Annotated in this window: 15 protein-coding genes and 1 tRNA gene; 7 read left to right on the forward strand and 9 right to left on the reverse strand. The window is 66.2% G+C overall.

The window, feature by feature from the left end; all coding sequences use genetic code 11:
* Nucleotides 1-8 precede the first annotated feature (8 nt).
* The 4 genes from ACAM54_RS13395 to ACAM54_RS13410 are packed head-to-tail and all read right to left on the reverse strand — an operon-like array spanning nt 9 to nt 5531.
* Entirely contained in the window at nt 9-1640 is a 1632-nt protein-coding gene (locus ACAM54_RS13395; protein WP_369647885.1) for an ABC transporter ATP-binding protein, read from the reverse strand.
* Complete coding sequence (locus ACAM54_RS13400; protein ID WP_369647886.1) at nt 1637-2680, reverse strand: ABC transporter permease; 1044 nt, start codon at nt 2678-2680, stop codon at nt 1637-1639. The genes ACAM54_RS13395 and ACAM54_RS13400 overlap by 4 nt, the downstream gene beginning before the upstream one ends.
* Entirely contained in the window at nt 2673-3707 is a 1035-nt protein-coding gene (locus ACAM54_RS13405; protein WP_309934803.1) for an ABC transporter permease subunit, read from the reverse strand. The genes ACAM54_RS13400 and ACAM54_RS13405 overlap by 8 nt, the downstream gene beginning before the upstream one ends.
* A 27-nt stretch (nt 3708-3734) precedes the next feature.
* Nucleotides 3735-5531, reverse strand: coding sequence for an extracellular solute-binding protein (locus tag ACAM54_RS13410; protein WP_369647887.1), 1797 nt, complete (start codon nt 5529-5531; stop codon nt 3735-3737).
* A 37-nt stretch (nt 5532-5568) separates the two neighbouring features.
* Between ACAM54_RS13410 and fabI the strand changes: the two genes are divergently transcribed.
* A complete protein-coding gene (gene fabI, locus ACAM54_RS13415) occupies nt 5569-6351 on the forward strand; it encodes an enoyl-ACP reductase FabI (protein WP_369647888.1) in 783 nt (260 codons plus the stop codon).
* A gap of 18 nt (nt 6352-6369) precedes the next feature.
* On the forward strand, nt 6370-7221 hold the full coding sequence (locus tag ACAM54_RS13420) for a DNA ligase (RefSeq protein WP_369647889.1): 852 nt from the start codon (nt 6370-6372) through the stop codon (nt 7219-7221).
* A 34-nt stretch (nt 7222-7255) separates the two neighbouring features.
* Here the strand turns inward: ACAM54_RS13420 and ACAM54_RS13425 are convergent, their stop codons facing one another.
* Nucleotides 7256-9559, reverse strand: a complete 2304-nt coding sequence (locus ACAM54_RS13425; RefSeq protein WP_369647890.1) for an Orn/Lys/Arg decarboxylase N-terminal domain-containing protein — start codon at nt 9557-9559, stop codon at nt 7256-7258.
* Between the two features lie 121 nt (nt 9560-9680).
* Here ACAM54_RS13425 and ACAM54_RS13430 point away from each other — a divergent pair, with 121 nt between their 5' ends.
* The 5 genes from ACAM54_RS13430 (at nt 9681) to ACAM54_RS13450 (ending at nt 12190) form a co-directional block, all read left to right on the forward strand.
* Nucleotides 9681-10106, forward strand: a complete 426-nt coding sequence (locus tag ACAM54_RS13430; protein ID WP_145746679.1) for an NfeD family protein — start codon at nt 9681-9683, stop codon at nt 10104-10106.
* A gap of 28 nt (nt 10107-10134) precedes the next feature.
* A complete protein-coding gene (locus ACAM54_RS13435) occupies nt 10135-11064 on the forward strand; it encodes an SPFH domain-containing protein (protein WP_145746678.1) in 930 nt (309 codons plus the stop codon).
* A 24-nt stretch (nt 11065-11088) separates the two neighbouring features.
* Nucleotides 11089-11179 (forward strand) — tRNA-Ser (locus tag ACAM54_RS13440).
* Between the two features lie 162 nt (nt 11180-11341).
* Nucleotides 11342-11698: a hypothetical protein gene (locus ACAM54_RS13445; protein ID WP_145746677.1), complete on the forward strand. Its 357-nt coding sequence runs from the start codon at nt 11342-11344 to the stop codon at nt 11696-11698.
* Between the two features lie 99 nt (nt 11699-11797).
* A complete protein-coding gene (locus tag ACAM54_RS13450; RefSeq protein WP_319426083.1) occupies nt 11798-12190 on the forward strand; it encodes a response regulator in 393 nt (130 codons plus the stop codon).
* A gap of 63 nt (nt 12191-12253) precedes the next feature.
* Here ACAM54_RS13450 and ACAM54_RS13455 read toward each other — a convergent pair whose 3' ends face one another.
* From ACAM54_RS13455 to ACAM54_RS13470, 4 genes are all read right to left on the reverse strand, one after another.
* Nucleotides 12254-13459: a branched-chain amino acid ABC transporter substrate-binding protein gene (locus ACAM54_RS13455; RefSeq protein WP_369647891.1), complete on the reverse strand. Its 1206-nt coding sequence runs from the start codon at nt 13457-13459 to the stop codon at nt 12254-12256.
* Between the two features lie 135 nt (nt 13460-13594).
* Nucleotides 13595-14002: a hypothetical protein gene (locus tag ACAM54_RS13460; RefSeq protein WP_369647892.1), complete on the reverse strand. Its 408-nt coding sequence runs from the start codon at nt 14000-14002 to the stop codon at nt 13595-13597.
* Nucleotides 14002-14445 carry a DNA polymerase III subunit chi gene (locus ACAM54_RS13465; protein ID WP_369647893.1) on the reverse strand — a complete coding sequence of 148 codons (444 nt, stop codon included), beginning with the start codon at nt 14443-14445 and terminating at the stop codon, nt 14002-14004. Before ACAM54_RS13465 ends, ACAM54_RS13460 begins: the two co-directional genes overlap by 1 nt.
* Nucleotides 14442-15977: a leucyl aminopeptidase gene (locus ACAM54_RS13470; protein WP_369647894.1), complete on the reverse strand. Its 1536-nt coding sequence runs from the start codon at nt 15975-15977 to the stop codon at nt 14442-14444. Before ACAM54_RS13470 ends, ACAM54_RS13465 begins: the two co-directional genes overlap by 4 nt.
* Nucleotides 15978-15990: the final 13 nt, after the last annotated feature.

The raw sequence follows: 15990 nt of genomic DNA on the forward strand, positions 1-15990 counted from the left end.
CCGTTGTTCTATTCCAGCAGCGCGGCGGCCACCAGCTTCTTTGTGTAGGGATGCTCGGGCGCATCGAGCACGCGCTCGACCGCACCGGCTTCGAGGATGGCGCCATCCTTCATCACGATGACCTGGTGCGCCATGGCGCGGATCACCTCGACGTCGTGCGTGATCAGCAGGTAGCTCAGGCCGCGCTCGCGCTGCAGGCGCTGCAGCAGCCCCAGCACCTGCTTCTGGATCGTCACGTCGAGCGCGCTCGTGGGCTCGTCCAGCACCAGCAGCTGCGGATCGACGATGAGCGCACGCGCAATCGCGAGGCGCTGGCGCTGCCCGCCCGAGAACTCGTGCGGATAGCGGTCGAGCAGCGAGGGAAACTGCGCCTCGTTCAAGCCCACGTCGTCCAGCGCCGCCAGTGCCCGCGCGCGGCGCTGCGCCGTGTCGAGCTCGGGCGCGTGCACGCGCAGCCCCTCGCCCACGATCTGCTCGACCGTCATGCGCGGCGAGAGCGAAGAGAACGGGTCCTGGAAAACCACCTGCATGACCCGGCGCAAGGCCAGGTCGGAGCTCCGGTCCACCGCCCAGCCCTTGCCGTCGACCTTCAGCGCACCCTGGTGTTTCAGCAGCCCGAGGGCGGCCAGCGCCAGCGTGGACTTGCCCGATCCGGACTCGCCGACCACGCCCAGCGTTTCGCCCGGTGCGATGCGGAAATCCGCGTTCTGCACCGCGATGAACTCGCCCTTGCGGAACCAGCCGGCAAAACCGGGCCGGGGCACCGGGTAGCCCACCCGCAGGCCCGTGGCCTCGAGCACCGGCCGCGCGCCGGCGCCCGCGGGCACGGCGGTGACATTGCGCTCGGGATGGCTGTCGATCAGCTTGCGGGTGTAGGCGTGCTGCGGCGCCTCGAACACGGCCGCCACGGCGCCCTGCTCCACGATGTGGCCGTCCTCCATCACCGCGACCCGGTCGGCGAACCGGCGCACCAGGTTGAGGTCATGCGTGATCAGTAGCACGGCCATGCCATGCTTTCGTTGCAGGTCGGCGAGCAGCTCGAGGATTTGCGCGCGCACCGTGACGTCGAGCGCGGTGGTCGGTTCGTCGGCCAGCAGCAGGCGCGGCTTGCAGGCCAGCGCCATGGCGATCATGGCGCGCTGGCGCTGGCCACCCGAGAGCTGGTGCGGAAACGCCCTCGCCCGCCGCTCGGGCTCCGGAATTCCGGTGTCGGCCAGCAGCTGCACGGCCGCCGCCTGGGCCGCGCGCGCCGACAGGCCCTCGTGCAATTCGAGCACCTCGGCAATCTGGTCGCCCACGGTGTAGAGCGCGTTGAGGGCGGTCATCGGCTCCTGGAAGATCATCGCGATCTCCTTGCCGCGGATGCCGCGCAACTCCCGTTCCGGAATCGACAGCAGGTCGCGCCCGTTCGGCATATTGCCGGAGTCGAACAGCATCGCCGTGCCGGCCACGTCGGCGTTCTGCGCCAGGCGCAGCAGCGACAGCGCCGTGACGGTCTTGCCCGAACCCGATTCGCCGACCAGCGCGAGCTTCTCCCCCGCGGCGATGCGGAAGTCGATGCCGTGCACCACCTCCTTGCCGCCGAAGGCCACGCGCAGCCCTTTCACGTCCAGCAGCGGCTGGTGCTTCGTTTCGCTCACTTGTCGGCCTTCCGCGGATCGAGGGCGTCGCGCAGCGCGTCGCCCATGAAGGTGAGCAGCATCAGCGTCACGACCAGCACGCCGAAGGTGGACAGCGAGATCCACCAGGCGTCGATGTTGGCCTTGCCCTGGCTCAGCAGTTCGCCCAGCGACGGCGTGCCCGGCGGCACGCCCAGGCCCAGGAAATCGAGCGAGGTCAGCGCCAGGATGGCCGCGCTCATGCGAAACGGCAGGAAGGTGACGACCGGCACCATGCTGTTGGGCAGGATGTGGCGCCACATGATCTGCAGGTTGCCCACGCCGAGGGCGCGCGCGGCGCGCACGTAGTCCATCTGGCGGTTGCGCAGGAACTCGGCGCGCACGTAGTCGGCCAGGCCCATCCAGCCGAACAGGCTCAGCAGGATCAGCAGCAGCGCCACGCTGGGCGCGAAGATCGCGCTGAAGATGATCAGCAGGTAGAGTTCGGGCATCGACGCCCAGATCTCGATGAAGCGCTGGAACGCAAGGTCGATCTTGCCCGCGAAGTAGCCCTGCACCGCCCCTGCGATCACGCCAAGCACCGTGCCAATGACGGTCAGCGCCAGGCCGAACAGCACGCTCACGCGAAAGCCGTAGATCAGCTGCGCGAGCAGGTCGCGGCCGCGGTCGTCGGTGCCGAAGAAGTTCTCGCGCGACGGCGCCGCGGGATTGGGTTGCGAGGCGAAATAGTTCAGCGTGCGCGGGCCGTAGCGGTTGGGCGCAAAGAGCGCCCAGTTGGAACCTTCGGTGATGCGCTTCTGGATGAAAGGGTCGAGGTAGTCGGCTGGCGTCTCGAAATCGCCGCCGAAGGTTTTCTCGGAGTAGTCGCGCAGCACCGGGAAGTAGGTCTGCCCCTCGTAGCGCACGACCAGCGGCTTCTCGGTGGACAGCAGCTCGGCGAACAGGCTCAGTACCACCAGGGTCGAGAAGACCACCAGGCTCCAGAAGCCCAGCGGATTGCGGCGGAAGCGGCGCCAGGCGCGGCGGCCCGGGCTCACGGAAACAATGGCGGCGCTAGTCAAACTTGACCCTCGGATCGACCCAGACGTAGCAGAGGTCGGAAATCAGCTTGGTGACCAGGCCGATCAGCGTGAACAGGTAGAGCGTGCCCAGCACCACGGGATAGTCGCGGCGGATCACGCTCTCGTAGCTCAGCAGGCCCAGGCCGTCGAGCGTGAACAGCGTCTCGATCAGCAGCGAGCCGGTGAAGAACGCGCCGATGAAGGCCGACGGAAAGCCCGTGATGATCGGAATCAGCGCATTGCGGAACACATGCTTCCAGAGCACCTGCCGCTGCGACAGCCCCTTGGCGCGTGCCGTCAGCACGTACTGCTTGCGGATTTCCTCGAGGAAGGAGTTCTTCGTGAGCATGGCGGTGACGGCAAAGCTGCCGAGCACCATCGACGTCACCGGCAGCGCGATGTGCCACAGGTAGTCGACGATGCGCGCGCCCCAGCTCATGCTCTCCCAGTTGGGCGAGGTGAGGCCGCGCAGCGGAAACCACTGCAGCTGCCCGCCGAAGATCACGAGCAGCGCCACGCCCAGGACGAAGCCCGGGATGGCATAGCCGATCAGCACGATCAGCGTGGTGATGAAGTCGAAGCGCGTGCCGGCCCTCACCGCCTTGGCCACGCCGAGCGGCACCGCGATGAGGTAGCTGATGAAGAAGGTCCAGAGGCCGAGGCTGATCGACACCGGCATCTTTTCCTTGATGAGCTGCCAGACGTCCTTGCGCTGATAGAAGCTGGTGCCCAGGTCGAAGCGCGCGAACGACTTCAGCATGGTCCACAGGCGTTCATGGGCAGGCTTGTCGAAGCCGTAGAGCTTGCGGATCTCCTCGACGCGCTGCGGGTCGAGGCCCTGGCGGCCGCGGTAGCCGGCACCGCTGGCCGCGGCCCGCTCGCCGCCCGAATCGCGTCCCTGCAATTGCGCCACCATCTGCTCGACCGGACCGCCCGGCACGAACTGGATCACGCCGAAGGTGATGACGAGCACGCCCAGCAGCGTGGGAATCATCAGCAGCAGGCGCTTGAGGATGTAGCTGATCATTCGGTGTTCATGTTCGGTGCGGCCGCGTCATTTGTTGGCGGGCGAAGCCCACCACGTCGTGAGCGCCCAGTCGCCGGCATCGTAGTACGGCGGGATGGTCGGCGGCAGCACGAACGGCGCCGGCCGGTAGCCGACCAGGAATGCGTTGCCGTAGTACTGCGGGATCGAGTAGTAGCCGTTGGAAAGCACCCGGTCGAGCACCCGCATGGCCGTGGCCAGCTCCGGGCGCGTGGTGGCCGCCAGCACCTTGCCGACCACCGCGTCCACGGCCGGATCGGCAATGCCCCAGATATTGGACGAACCCTGCGTGTCGGCCGCCTTCGAGCCGAACAGCTCGAGCAGCTCGCCGCCCGGCGCGCTGTTGCCGGGCAGGCGCAGCGAGGTCATCTCGAAGTCGAAGTTCTGCATGCGCTGCTGCGAGAGCGAGAAATCGACCGTGCGGAACGTCATCTCGATGCCCAGCTTCCTCAATGCGGTCTGCAGCGGCGTCACGACGCGGATCAGCCCGGGCTGGTCGTTGAGGAACTCGATCGTGAAGGCCTCGTTCTTCGCGTTGCGCAGCGCACCGTCGCGATAGGTCCAGCCGGCCTCTGCGAGCAGCGCCCTCGCCTTGCGCAGGTTTTCACGCAGGCTGTTGGGCGGCGCCGTGCTCGGCGGCTGCGGGGCCGGGCCGAACACTTCGGGCTTGAGCTTGCTGCGCAGGGGCTCCATCAGCGCCATTTCGTCGGGCTTGGGCAGGCCCTCGGCATGGAACTCGCTGTTGGGAAAGTAGCCCTGCACCCGGGTATAGATGCCATAGAACAGCTGGCGGTTGAGCCACTCGAAGTCCATCGCCAGGCCAATGGCCTGCCGCACGCGCGCATCCTTGAACTTGTCCTTGCGGATGTTGAACACGTAGCCCTGGAAGTCGCCGGGGTTGTGGTTCTCGAAGGCGCGCTTGACGATCTCGCCGCTATCGAACTGCTTGCCCTTGTACTGGCGCGCCCAGTTGCGCGAGGTGAATTCGCGCATGAAGTCGAACTCGCCGGCCTTCAGGCCCTCGAAGCGCGCGGTTTCGTCCAGGTAGACGCGGAAGGTGATGCGATCGAAGTTGTAGAGCCCCTTGCGCACCGGCAGGTCCGCGCCCCAGTAGTCGGCGCGGCGCACGTAGGTGATGTCGCGGCCCAGGCGGTCGCTGGCAGGCTTGTAAGGGCCGGAGCCGATCGGCATCTCGGTGACGATCTGGTCGAAGGGCTTGCCGCCGCCCCACTGGCGGCTGAAGACCGCCATGCCGCCGATCACCAGCGGCAACTCGCGGTTCGGGCTGGCGAAGTCGAAGCGCACGGTGCGCTCGCTGGTGGCCGTGGCCTTCTTCACTTCGGCGTAGATGGTACGGTACTGCGGCGCGGCCAGCGGGCCGGTCAGGGTATTGAACGAGTGCACCACGTCGGCCGCCAGCACCGGCGAGCCGTCGTTGAAGCGCGCCTTCGGGTTCAGGCGAAAGGTGGCCGAAAGGCGGTCGGGTGCCACCTCGACGTCTTCGGCGAGCAGGCCATAGCCCGTGGTCGGCTCTTCGGAATTGCCCGTCATCAGGCTCTCGAACATCAGCGAGCCGATGCCCGAGGGCGCCGTGCCTTTGAGCGTGAACGGGTTGAGCTTGTCGAAGTTGGTGGGCCGCGTGGGCGGCACCATCCGGATCTCGCCGCCCTTGGGCGCATCCGGATTCACGTAGCTGAAGTGGGTGAACCCCGGCGGATACTTGATGTCGCCGAATTGCGCGTAGGCATGGGCGGCCCATGAAGGAGCCGCCGAGAGCGCCAGAAAAAGAAGCAGCCAAACCCGCATGCGAGAATTCTGCCCAAGATTTTCACGAGGCAACTTCATGGGCTTTCTTTCCGGCAAAAAACTGTTGATCACCGGCGTGTTGAGCAATCGCTCCATTGCCTACGGCATAGCCAAGGCCTGTCACGAACAAGGCGCCGAGCTTGCTTTCAGCTACGTCGGCGAGCGATTCAAGGACCGTATCACCGAATTCGCCGCGGACTTCGGCTCCAAGCTTATTTTTGACTGCGATGTGGGCGACGACGCGCAGATCGACAAGCTCTTTGCCGATCTGGCGCAAGCGTGGCCCAAGTTCGACGGGTTCGTGCACAGCATCGGCTTTGCGCCGCGCGAGGCCATCGCGGGCGACTTCCTCGAAGGGCTCTCGCGCGAGGGCTTCAAGATTGCGCATGACATCAGCGCCTACAGCTTCCCGGCCATGGCCAAGGCGGCCCTGCCCTACCTCAACGACAAGTCGGCGCTGCTGACGCTGACATACCTCGGCGCCGAGCGCGCACTGCCCAACTACAACACCATGGGCCTGGCCAAGGCCTCGCTCGAGGCCTCGGTGCGCTACACCGCGGCTTCGCTCGGCCCCAGGGGCATGCGGGTCAACGGCATCAGCGCCGGCCCGATCAAGACGCTGGCGGCCAGCGGCATCAAGGGCTTCGGCAAGATGCTGTCGGCGGTGGCCGACGCCTCGCCGATCCGGCGCAACGTGACCATCGAGGAAGTCGGCAACGTGGCCGCCTTCCTGCTGAGCGACCTGGCCAGCGGCGTCACCGCCGAGATCACCTATGTGGACGGCGGCTTCAGCAACGTCGTGGCGGGCATGGCCGAGTAGTCGATTGGCAGCGGCCTCTTGCTGAACAGACGTTCCCTCCTGCTCGCCGGCCTCGGCGCGCTGGCGGCCCGCGTGGCCGCCGCGCGCGAGGCCGCGCCGGCGCTGATGCTGGCCGAGGTCTACCGCCCCGGCATGTCGCTGGACGATTACTGGGTCAGCGAAAAATTCGACGGCGTGCGCGGCTACTGGGACGGCAAGCAGCTGTGGACGCGCGGCGGCGAACCGGTGGTGGCGCCCGCCTGGTTCATCGCGCCGCTGCCCAGGCAGCCGCTCGACGGCGAACTGTGGGCCGGCAGGGGCCGGTTCGCGCACGCGGTTTCCACCGTGCGCAGCCAGACGCCCAACGACACCGCCTGGCACAGCATGCGCTTCATGGTGTTCGACCTCCCGGCCCAGGGCGGCGATTTCACGGCGCGGCTGGCCGTCTTGCGCAAGCTGCTGCCGATCACCGATGCGCCGTGGGTGATGCCTGTGCCCCAGGAGCGCGCAACCACCCACGCGGAGTTGCAGGCCCTGCTCGCCAAGACCGTGAAGATGGGCGGCGAAGGCCTGATGCTGCATCGGGGCGGATCGCTCTACCGCGCCGAACGCAACACTGACCTTCTCAAGGTCAAGACCCACGACGACGCCGAGGCCCGGGTGGTCGGCCACATGCCCGGCAAGGGCCGGCACAGTGGCCGCTTGGGCGCGCTGCTGGTCGAAACGCCCGAGGGCAGGCGCTTCAAGCTCGGCAGCGGCCTGACCGACGCCGAGCGCGAGAACCCGCCCGCCATCGGCAGTTGGGTGACCTACCGCTACAACGGCACCAACCCGGGCGGCTTGCCCAGGTTCGCCCGCTTCATGCGGGTGCGCAGCGACCGGCCCTCCTGAAGCGCGGCGCGCGTCCTCCCCGCTTCCTTGCCGCCTACTTCTTCGACGCGGCCACGCAGTCCGCGTAATAGCGCTTCTTGCCGGTTTCGTCGATGCGCGCCACCAGGCCGTGGATGTCGGTCTCGAAGCCCGGGCACTGCGAATTGAACTCGCGCGAGAACCGGAGGTAGTCGACGATCTTCTTGTTGAACACCTCGCCCGGGATCAGGAGCGGAATGCCCGGCGGGTACGGCGTGATCAGGCTCGTGGTGATGCGGCCTTCGAGCTCGTCGATCTCCACACGCTCGGTCTTGCGGTGCGCAATGTGGGCGAAGGCGTCGCTCGGCTTCATGGCCGGCGTCAGGTCGCTCAGGTACATCTCGGTCGTCAGGCGCGCCACGTCGTAGCGTGCGTAGAGCTGGTGGATGTGCTGGCACAGGTCGCGCAGGCCCAGGCGTTCGTAGCCGGGGTGCTGCTGGCAGAACTCCGGCAGGATGCGCCACATCGGCTGGTTGCGCGCGTAGTCGTCCTTGAACTGCTGCAGCGCCGTGAGCAGCGTGTTCCAGCGGCCCTTGGTGATGCCGATGGTGAACATGATGAAGAAGCTGTAGAGCCCGGTCTTCTCCACGATCACGCCGTGCTCGGCCAGGAACTTGGTGACCACGCTGGCCGGAATGCCGGTCTCGGCAAAGTTGCCTTCCAGGTCGAGGCCCGGCGTCACGATGGTCGACTTGATCGGGTCGAGCATGTTGAAGCCGTCGGCCAGTTCGCCGAAGCCGTGCCAGTTGCGCGGCGACTTCTTGCTCTTGCTCTGCTTGCCGTTCTTCTCGCCCGTCATGATCCAGTCTTCGGCGCGGCCGATGCCTTCGTCGACGAGCTTCTCGGGGCCCCAGACCTTGAACCACCACTCGTCCTTGCCGAATTCGTCTTCCACCTTGCGCATGGCGCGGCGGAAGTCGAGCGCCTCGAGAATGCTCTCTTCCACCAGTGCGGTGCCGCCGGGGGGCTCCATCATGGCGGCGGCCACGTCGCAACTCGCGATGATCGCGTACTGCGGGCTGGTCGACGAGTGCATCAGGTAGGCCTCGTTGAACAGGTCGCGGTCGAGCGCACGGTTCTGCGAGTCCTGCACCAGCACGTGGCTGGCCTGGCTGATGCCCGCGAGCAGCTTGTGGGTCGACTGCGTGGCAAACACCAGCGACTCCTTCGGCCGCACGCGGCGCTTGCCCATCGCGTGGTAGGCGCCGTAGAACGGGTGGAAGGCCGCATGCGGCAGCCAGGCCTCGTCGAAGTGCAGCGTGTCGACGTAGCCGTCGAGCATGTTCTTGATGGTCTCGGTGTTGTAGATCACGCCGTCGTAGGTCGACTGGGTCAGCGTCATCACGCGCGGCTTGACCTTGTCGGGGTCCACGTCGGCGAGCAGCGGGTTGGCCTTGATCTTGGCCTTGATGGCGCTCTGCTCGAACTCGCTCTTCGGAATCGGGCCGATGATGCCGAAGTGGTTGCGCGTGGGCTTCATGAACACCGGGATCGCGCCGGTCATGATGATCGCGTGCAGGATCGACTTGTGGCAGTTGCGGTCCACCACCACCACGTCGTCGGGTGCCACCGTGTGATGCCAGACCATCTTGTTGCTGGTGCTGGTGCCATTGGTCACGAAGAAGCAATGGTCGGCGTTGAAGATGCGCGCCGCATTGCGCTCGCTGGCCGCCACCGGGCCGGTGTGGTCGAGCAGCTGGCCGAGCTCCTCCACCGCGTTGCAGACGTCGGCGCGCAGCATGTTCTCGCCGAAGAACTGGTGGAACATCTGGCCCACCGGGCTCTTGAGGAAGGCCACGCCACCCGAATGGCCCGGGCAGTGCCACGAGTACGAACCGTCTTCGGCGTAGTCGATCAGGGCCTTGAAGAACGGCGGCTGCACGCCCTCGAGATAGCTCTTGGCTTCCCGGATGATGTGGCGCGCCACGAACTCCGGCGTGTCCTCGAACATGTGGATGAAGCCATGCAGCTCGCGCAGGATGTCGTTGGGAATGTGGCGCGAGGTCTTGGTTTCGCCGTAGATGTAGATCGGCACGTCGGCGTTCTTGCGCCGCACCTCGCCGATGAAGTTGCGCAGGCTCAGCACGGCCGGGTCGAGGTCGGGGCCGACCGTGAATTCCTCGTCGTCGATCGACAGGATGAAGGCGCTGGCACGGCTTTGCTGCTGCGCGAACTGGCTCAGGTCCCCGTAGCTTGTGACGCCCAGCACCTCGAAGCCCTCCGTCTCGATGGCCTGCGCGAGCGCGCGAATGCCGAGGCCCGAAGTGTTTTCGGAGCGGAAGTCCTCGTCGATGATGACGATGGGGAAGCGAAATTTCATGAGCGGGGCTCCGGACAAGCAATGGACACAGGCAATGAGGCGCGAAGTGTACGGAATTCGGATGAAGGATTGAGTCAGGTTTTGACACAGAATGTCGTGCATTCACCAAAGAGGAGAAGTCATGGCGAATTCCACCATCTGGTGGCTGATAGCGGGGGCCGCCATCGTGCTGGAGTTGCTTTCCGGCACGGTCTACCTGTTGCTGCTGGCCACCGGCTTCGCGGCGGCGGCCATTGCGGCGCACCTTGGCGCCGGCACCGTCGCCCAACTGGTCGTGGCGGCGGTGGTCGGCGTGGGGGCCGTCCTGGTCTGGTATGCGGTCCAGCGCCGGCGCCCGGCCGCTGCGCCCACGGCGTCGAACCGCGATGTCAATCTCGACATCGGCGAGATCATCCACGTCGAGGCATGGAACCCGGACGGCACCGCCATCGTTCGCTACCGCGGCGCCCAGTGGACCGTGATTCCGCGCGCGGGCCAGGCCCCGACCACCGGCGAGCACCGCGTGGTCGAAGTGATCGGCAGCCGCCTCGTGGTCGACAAGACCTGATCAGAACAGAACCCTAGAGGAGAAAACCATGGAATTTTCGGTACCCATCATCATCCTGGTCATTGCGATCATCTTCATCAGCCAGTCGGTCAAGTTCGTGCCGCAGCAGAACGCCTGGGTGCGCGAGCGCCTGGGCAAGTACCACGGCACCATGACGCCCGGGCCCAACTTCCTGATCCCCTTCATCGACCGCGTCGCCTACAAGCACAGCCTGAAGGAAATCCCGCTCGACGTGCCGAGCCAGATCTGCATCACGCGCGACAACACCCAGCTGCAGGTCGACGGCATCCTGTACTTCCAGGTGACCGACCCGATGCGCGCGAGCTACGGCTCGTCGAACTACATCGTCGCCGTGACGCAGCTGGCGCAGACCTCGCTGCGCAGCGTGATCGGCAAGCTCGAACTCGACAAGACCTTCGAGGAGCGTGACGTCATCAATGCGCAGGTGGTCGCGGCCATCGACGAGGCTGCGCTCAATTGGGGCGTGAAGGTGCTGCGCTACGAGATCAAGGACCTGACGCCGCCCAAGGAAATCCTGCTGGCCATGCAGGCGCAGATCACCGCCGAGCGCGGCAAGCGCGCCCTCATCGCGGCCTCCGAAGGCCGCCGCCAGGAGCAGATCAACATCGCCACCGGCGAGCGCGAGGCCTTCATCGCCCGCTCCGAGGGCGAGAAGCAGGCCCAGATCAACAACGCCCAGGGCGAGGCCGCCGCCATCACGGCCGTGGCCACCGCCACGGCCGACGCCATCGAACGCGTGGCGGCCGCCATCCGCCAGCCCGGCGGCGAACAGGCCGTGCAGCTCAAGGTGGCCGAGCGCGCCGTCGACGCCTATGGCAAGGTCGCGGCCGATTCCAAGACCACGCTGATCGTGCCGAGCAACATGACCGAAACCGCGGCGCTCATCGCTTCCGCGATGCGCATGGTGCAGGCCGGCAAGCCGCAAAATCCTACCTGAGCGACTGCTACAATCGAGGGCTCAGGAGCGGTGGATGAGCGGTTTAAGTCGCACGCCTGGAAAGCGTGTGAGGGTTAATAGCCCTCCGCGGGTTCGAATCCCGCCTGCTCCGCCAAACTATGGCCCCGGTAGCTGCCCAGCTGCCGGGGCTTTTTGTTTGCCGGCCGCTCGCGGGGGCGCAGAAGGCGTTGGGCCGGCACAACGACGGAATCAACGGGGTTGTCTGGCGGTACCATCCAAAGGTTCTACTTTCAAGCCTGCAAAAGGAGGAGCCTCGATGGCTGGACAGTCCCCCACCGCGCCGCGTGGCAAGACGTCGCTCGACAAGACGCTCAAGAAGAGCGAAGAAGTGGCTGCCGATGTGCAGCGCGCCTCGGACAATCTCGCGGTCGTGAACACGGTGCTCGAACAGGAGTTGCCGGACGAAGTGCAGGTTGGCGAAGTGGCACAGGCCATCGAGCAGACCGGGCAGCTGGAAGCGAAGCTCGCCAAGTCGGCCGAGAAGCTGGCCGAGGTCAACGCGGCATTGAGCGAGGAAATCGAGAAGCGCCTCGAAGTGACCGCCGAGCGCGATGAAAGCCAGGCGCTGGCCGAAGAGCTCAAGGCAAGGATCCGTTCCGACAACAAGCACTGAGCGCAGCGCCGCGCCAGAACGCGCTGTCCGTCTCCCTTCTCCTACGCTGCGGCCGCGTCCGGCACGCTACGCTATTGGTTCTCAGAACGAAACCACGGCATGGCCCTCATCACGTTCCTCGTCGAGGACAACAAGACCATCAGGGACAATCTGGTCCCGGCCCTCGAAGATTTGGTCAATGGCCAGGTCGTCGGCTTTGCCGAAACCGAAACGGACGCGCTCGCCTGGCTCGCCCTTCATCCCCATGACTGGCAACTGCTCATCGTCGACCTGTTCCTGAAGGAAGGCTCCGGCCTGGGCGTGCTCTCGGGCTGCAAGGCGCGCGGTCCGGGCCAGCGCGTCGTGGTGCTGAGCAACTACGTCACCGCCGACATCCGCGCCCGCTGCGAAGCGCTGGGTGCCGATGCAGTATTCGACAAGTCGCGCGATCTCGACGCCTTTATCGAATACTGCAACACCGACCGGCCCTCGGGGTTCGCAACGCTGGCCTGAAAAGCGCCGACGGCAGGCACAAAAAAAGGGCCCGAAGGCCCTTTTTTCTTTTGCCCGCCTGGATCAGCGAACCACGGCGATCTGCGTACGCACGCCACCCTTGTAGGTGAAGAGCGTCAGCGCGCCGTTCTTGATGTCGCCCTTTTCGTCGAAGGCGATCGGGCCGGTCACGCCCTTGTATTGCACCTTGCCGACTTCGGGCAGGTACTTTTCAGGATCGGCAGAACCGGCCTTGACCATGGCTTCGGCCAGCACGTTGACCGCGTCGTAGACGTACGGTGCGTAGATCTGGACTTCCACGCCGTTCTTGGCCTTGAACTTGGCCTTGAAGTCTTCCAGCGGCTGCTTGAAGTCGCCGTCGACACCGCCGGCTTCGGCGCAAACCACCATCTCTTCGCCGATCGCATCGCCAGCCAGCTTCGGCAGTTCGCCTGTGCACAGGCCGTCGCCGCCCATGAACTTGACGTTCAGGCCGAGCTGCTTGACCTGCTTGAGCATCGGGCCGCCCACGGCGTCCATGCCGCCGAAGAACAGCACGTCGGGCTTGGCAGCCTTGAGCTTGGTCAGGATGGCGTTGAAGTCGGTCGACTTGTCGGTGGTGAATTCGTGGCCGACGATGGTCCCGCCGGCAGCCTTGGCCGCCTTCTCGAACTCTTCGGCAACGCCCTGGCCATAGGCCGTGCGGTCGTCGATCACGGCAATGTTCTTGCCCTTGAGCGTTTCGACGGCGTACTTGCCCAGCGTGCCGCCGAGTTGCGTGTCGTCGGCCACCACGCGGAACGTGGTCTTGAAGCCTTGGCGCGTGTACTTGGGGTTGGTTGCCGACGGCGAGACCTGCGGAATGCCAGCGTCGCTGTAGAGCTTGGAAGCGGGAATGGTCGTGCCCGAATTCAGGTGGCCGACGATGCCGTTGACCTTGCTGTCGACCAGCTTCTGGGCCACTGCGGTGCCTTGCTTCGGATCGCCGGCGTCGTCTTCTGCCAGCAGTTCGAACTTGGCAACCTTGTCGCCGATCTTGAGGCCCTTGGCATTGAGGTCTTCGATGGCCATCTTGGCGCCGAACTCGTTGTCCTTGCCAAGGTGGGCAATGGCGCCGCTGGTGGGGCCGACGTGGCCGATCTTGACGATCAATGCGTCTGCCGGAGGCGCTGCAGGTGCGGGGGCCGCTGCCGTGGGCGCCGGAGCGGCGGGAGCAGCAGCTTCTTCTTTCTTGCCGCAAGCCACAAGCGTGAGAGCAGCCAGTGCGACCGCAGTCCATTTCAATTGCATGAGAACCTCCAGAACATTGATGAATAAACCAAAAACCGGTCGTGTGATCCGGGCGCGAAGACCTCGCAAGTTTCGCGCCGCAGACCAGCGGCACCCTCCCGCCCCATCGACCTGGCGCGCAGTTTAGCTGAAGCTTTATGCGCCGGAAGCTGGCGTAGACCCTGTGTTTTCAGAGAGCTCGGCGGCCATGGCCTCGATCACCAAGGCGCGCAGCACGGCCTCGATTTCCTCGCGCAGCCGAGGCACCATCGCATCGAGTTGCTGCTGCACGGCGGCAGAGACCGTGTCGCTCAGGCGCTCTTCCAGGGACAGGTCGACGCGCTGCAGAACCCGGTGCAGAAGCTGCTCTTCGAGCCGGACGATCTCGTCTTCGGACCGCTGTGCAGCCGGGGGCAAGGCAACCGCTTCGGCGGGGTCGACCGCCGGTGCCGGCGCGCTGGCGGGCTTTGCCGCCTCGGCGGTACCCAGGGGCTCGGCCGGCAAGTCGAGCACCGTGGTCAGGGTGGGAACGAAGCGGGGCGGCGTACGCAGCGTGCTGGCCATCAGGAAGCGCTCCTTGCAAAGTCGTGCGGCTGAATGGCATAGCCCCGGTCGGCATAGTGGCGCCAGCGCGAGCGGCCGATCTGCCGGTCGTCGGCCTCGTGGCTCACGATGTCGATCAGGCGCTCGAAACGCTCGAAGCCGACGGGCACCGTGAGCCCGAGGTTCACCAGCATCTCCCGATGCGGAAGCGATGCGTCATCCGCACCCTCCGCAAAGAGAATGACCGGTGAGCGGGCTACCAGGTGGGGCTGCGCATCGCTGCGGCAATGCGCGATGAAATCGCAGGGCGAGAGCTGCCACAGCGCCGTGTCGACCGCCTCCAGCATCTGCGGCTCGCCCACCACGACCACCCGCAATCCGCGCGCGCCGACGGCTTTGCGGACCAGCCTGCAGGCGTAGTTCGCCTTGTCCGGCAGATTGAAGTGAAAGCCGATTTCCGTCACTGTGCGGACCGGGCCTTGCGTGCGGCCGCGCCGGGCTCTTTGCGCGCCGCCTTCTTAGGCGATGCCGCATGGGCCGCCGCGTGTCGCGTGCGCTCCATCAAGTAGGAGACCAGCAGGCCGACCGGCCGCCCGGTCGAGCCCTTGGCCGCCCCGCTCTTCCAGGCCGTGCCCGCGATGTCCAGATGGGCCCAGGCGAAATCACCGGCAAAGCGCTGCAGGAACTTGGCCGCGGTGATCGCGCCGCCGGCACGGCCGGCCACGTTGGCGACATCGGCGAAGTTGCTCTTCAGGCCCTCGGCATATTCGTCGTCCAGCGGCAACCGCCAGCAGCGGTCCTGCGACTGCTCGCCGGCTGACTGGAGCGCCTCGGCCAGCGAATCGTCGGTGGTGAACAGGCCGCTGCGCACGCCGCCCAGCGCCACCACGCAGGCGCCGGTGAGCGTGGCGATGTCGATCACGGCCGCGGGCTCGAAGCGCTTGGCATAGGTGAGCGCATCGCACAGGATGAGCCGACCTTCGGCATCGGTGTTGAGCACTTCGATGGTCTGGCCGCTCATGCTGGTCACCACGTCGCCGGGCTTGATCGCGCGGCCGTCGTTCATGTTCTCGCACGAGGGCACGAGGCCCACCACGTTGATGGCCGGCTGGATTTCTCCGAGCGCGCGGAAGGTGCCGAGCACGCTGGCCGCGCCGCACATGTCGAACTTCATCTCGTCCATTTCGGCCGCCGGCTTGAGCGAGACGCCGCCGGTGTCGAAGGTGATGCCCTTGCCGACCAGCACCACGGGCGCCTGGTCCTTGGGTCCGCCCTGGTAGCGCAGCACGATGAAGCGCAGCGGCTCGGCCGAGCCCTGCGCCACGGCCTCGAACGAGCCCATGCCGAGCTTGTGCACTTCCTTGGGGCCCAGCACCTCGCACTTGACGCGAGGCAGCTTGCCGAGTTCCTTGGCCGCCTCGGCCAGCAAGGTGGGCGTGCAGTAATTGCCAGGCCGGTTGCCCCACTCCTTGGCGAGCTCGACGCCGGACACCGTGGCACGGGCTTCGCCGAAGGCCTTGTCGACCGCCGCCGCGTCGGCCACGCCGAGCGTCAGGTGGCGGATGCTGCGGCCTCCTTCGCCGTTGGAGGCTTTCGACTTGGTGGTGGTGTAGACGTAGCTGGCGTCGGCTGCGGCCGCGACGGCGCACGCCACGGCCGCGCCGTCGGCATGTTGCGCGAACACCAGGACCACCCGCTTGGGCCCGTAGGCCTTGGCTGCATTGACCGCCGCGATGACGCCGCTGCGCACCGAGGCGGGCTTGCCGTCGCCAATGGCGGCCAGCACCACGCGCGAGGCCACCACCTCGTCGGGGTGGTAGAGCGAGAGCAGCTTGCCGGCCTTGTCGGGCAGGTCGCCGGCCTTGCGGGCGCTGGCAATCAGCGCGGACAGGGGGTCCTTGGCCGTGAGGGGGGCGCTGCCGACGAGCACGATCAGCACGTCGGTTTTTTCGGCCGCGGCGCGGGCGACGGTGAGGGTCTTGAGCTGAAAGTCCATAATCCTTTTTTTC

Source organism: Variovorax sp. V93, assembly GCF_041154485.1.
Lineage (GTDB): Bacteria > Pseudomonadota > Gammaproteobacteria > Burkholderiales > Burkholderiaceae_C > Variovorax > Variovorax beijingensis_A.

Bases quoted from the DNA above. Each gene is read 5' to 3' on its own strand.
- ACAM54_RS13405 (WP_309934803.1), bottom strand. From the start codon at position 3,707: ATGATCAGCTACATCCTCAAGCGCCTGCTGCTGATGATTCCCACGCTG.
- ACAM54_RS13460 (WP_369647892.1), bottom strand. From the start codon at position 14,002: ATGGCCAGCACGCTGCGTACGCCGCCCCGCTTCGTTCCCACCCTGACC.
- fabI (WP_369647888.1), top strand. From the start codon at position 5,569: ATGGGCTTTCTTTCCGGCAAAAAACTGTTGATCACCGGCGTGTTGAGC.
- ACAM54_RS13435 (WP_145746678.1), top strand. From the start codon at position 10,135: ATGGAATTTTCGGTACCCATCATCATCCTGGTCATTGCGATCATCTTC.
- ACAM54_RS13410 (WP_369647887.1), bottom strand. From the start codon at position 5,531: ATGCGGGTTTGGCTGCTTCTTTTTCTGGCGCTCTCGGCGGCTCCTTCA.
- ACAM54_RS13445 (WP_145746677.1), top strand. From the start codon at position 11,342: ATGGCTGGACAGTCCCCCACCGCGCCGCGTGGCAAGACGTCGCTCGAC.
- ACAM54_RS13430 (WP_145746679.1), top strand. From the start codon at position 9,681: ATGGCGAATTCCACCATCTGGTGGCTGATAGCGGGGGCCGCCATCGTG.
- ACAM54_RS13455 (WP_369647891.1), bottom strand. From the start codon at position 13,459: ATGCAATTGAAATGGACTGCGGTCGCACTGGCTGCTCTCACGCTTGTG.
- ACAM54_RS13450 (WP_319426083.1), top strand. From the start codon at position 11,798: ATGGCCCTCATCACGTTCCTCGTCGAGGACAACAAGACCATCAGGGAC.
- ACAM54_RS13470 (WP_369647894.1), bottom strand. From the start codon at position 15,977: ATGGACTTTCAGCTCAAGACCCTCACCGTCGCCCGCGCCGCGGCCGAA.
- ACAM54_RS13425 (WP_369647890.1), bottom strand. From the start codon at position 9,559: ATGAAATTTCGCTTCCCCATCGTCATCATCGACGAGGACTTCCGCTCC.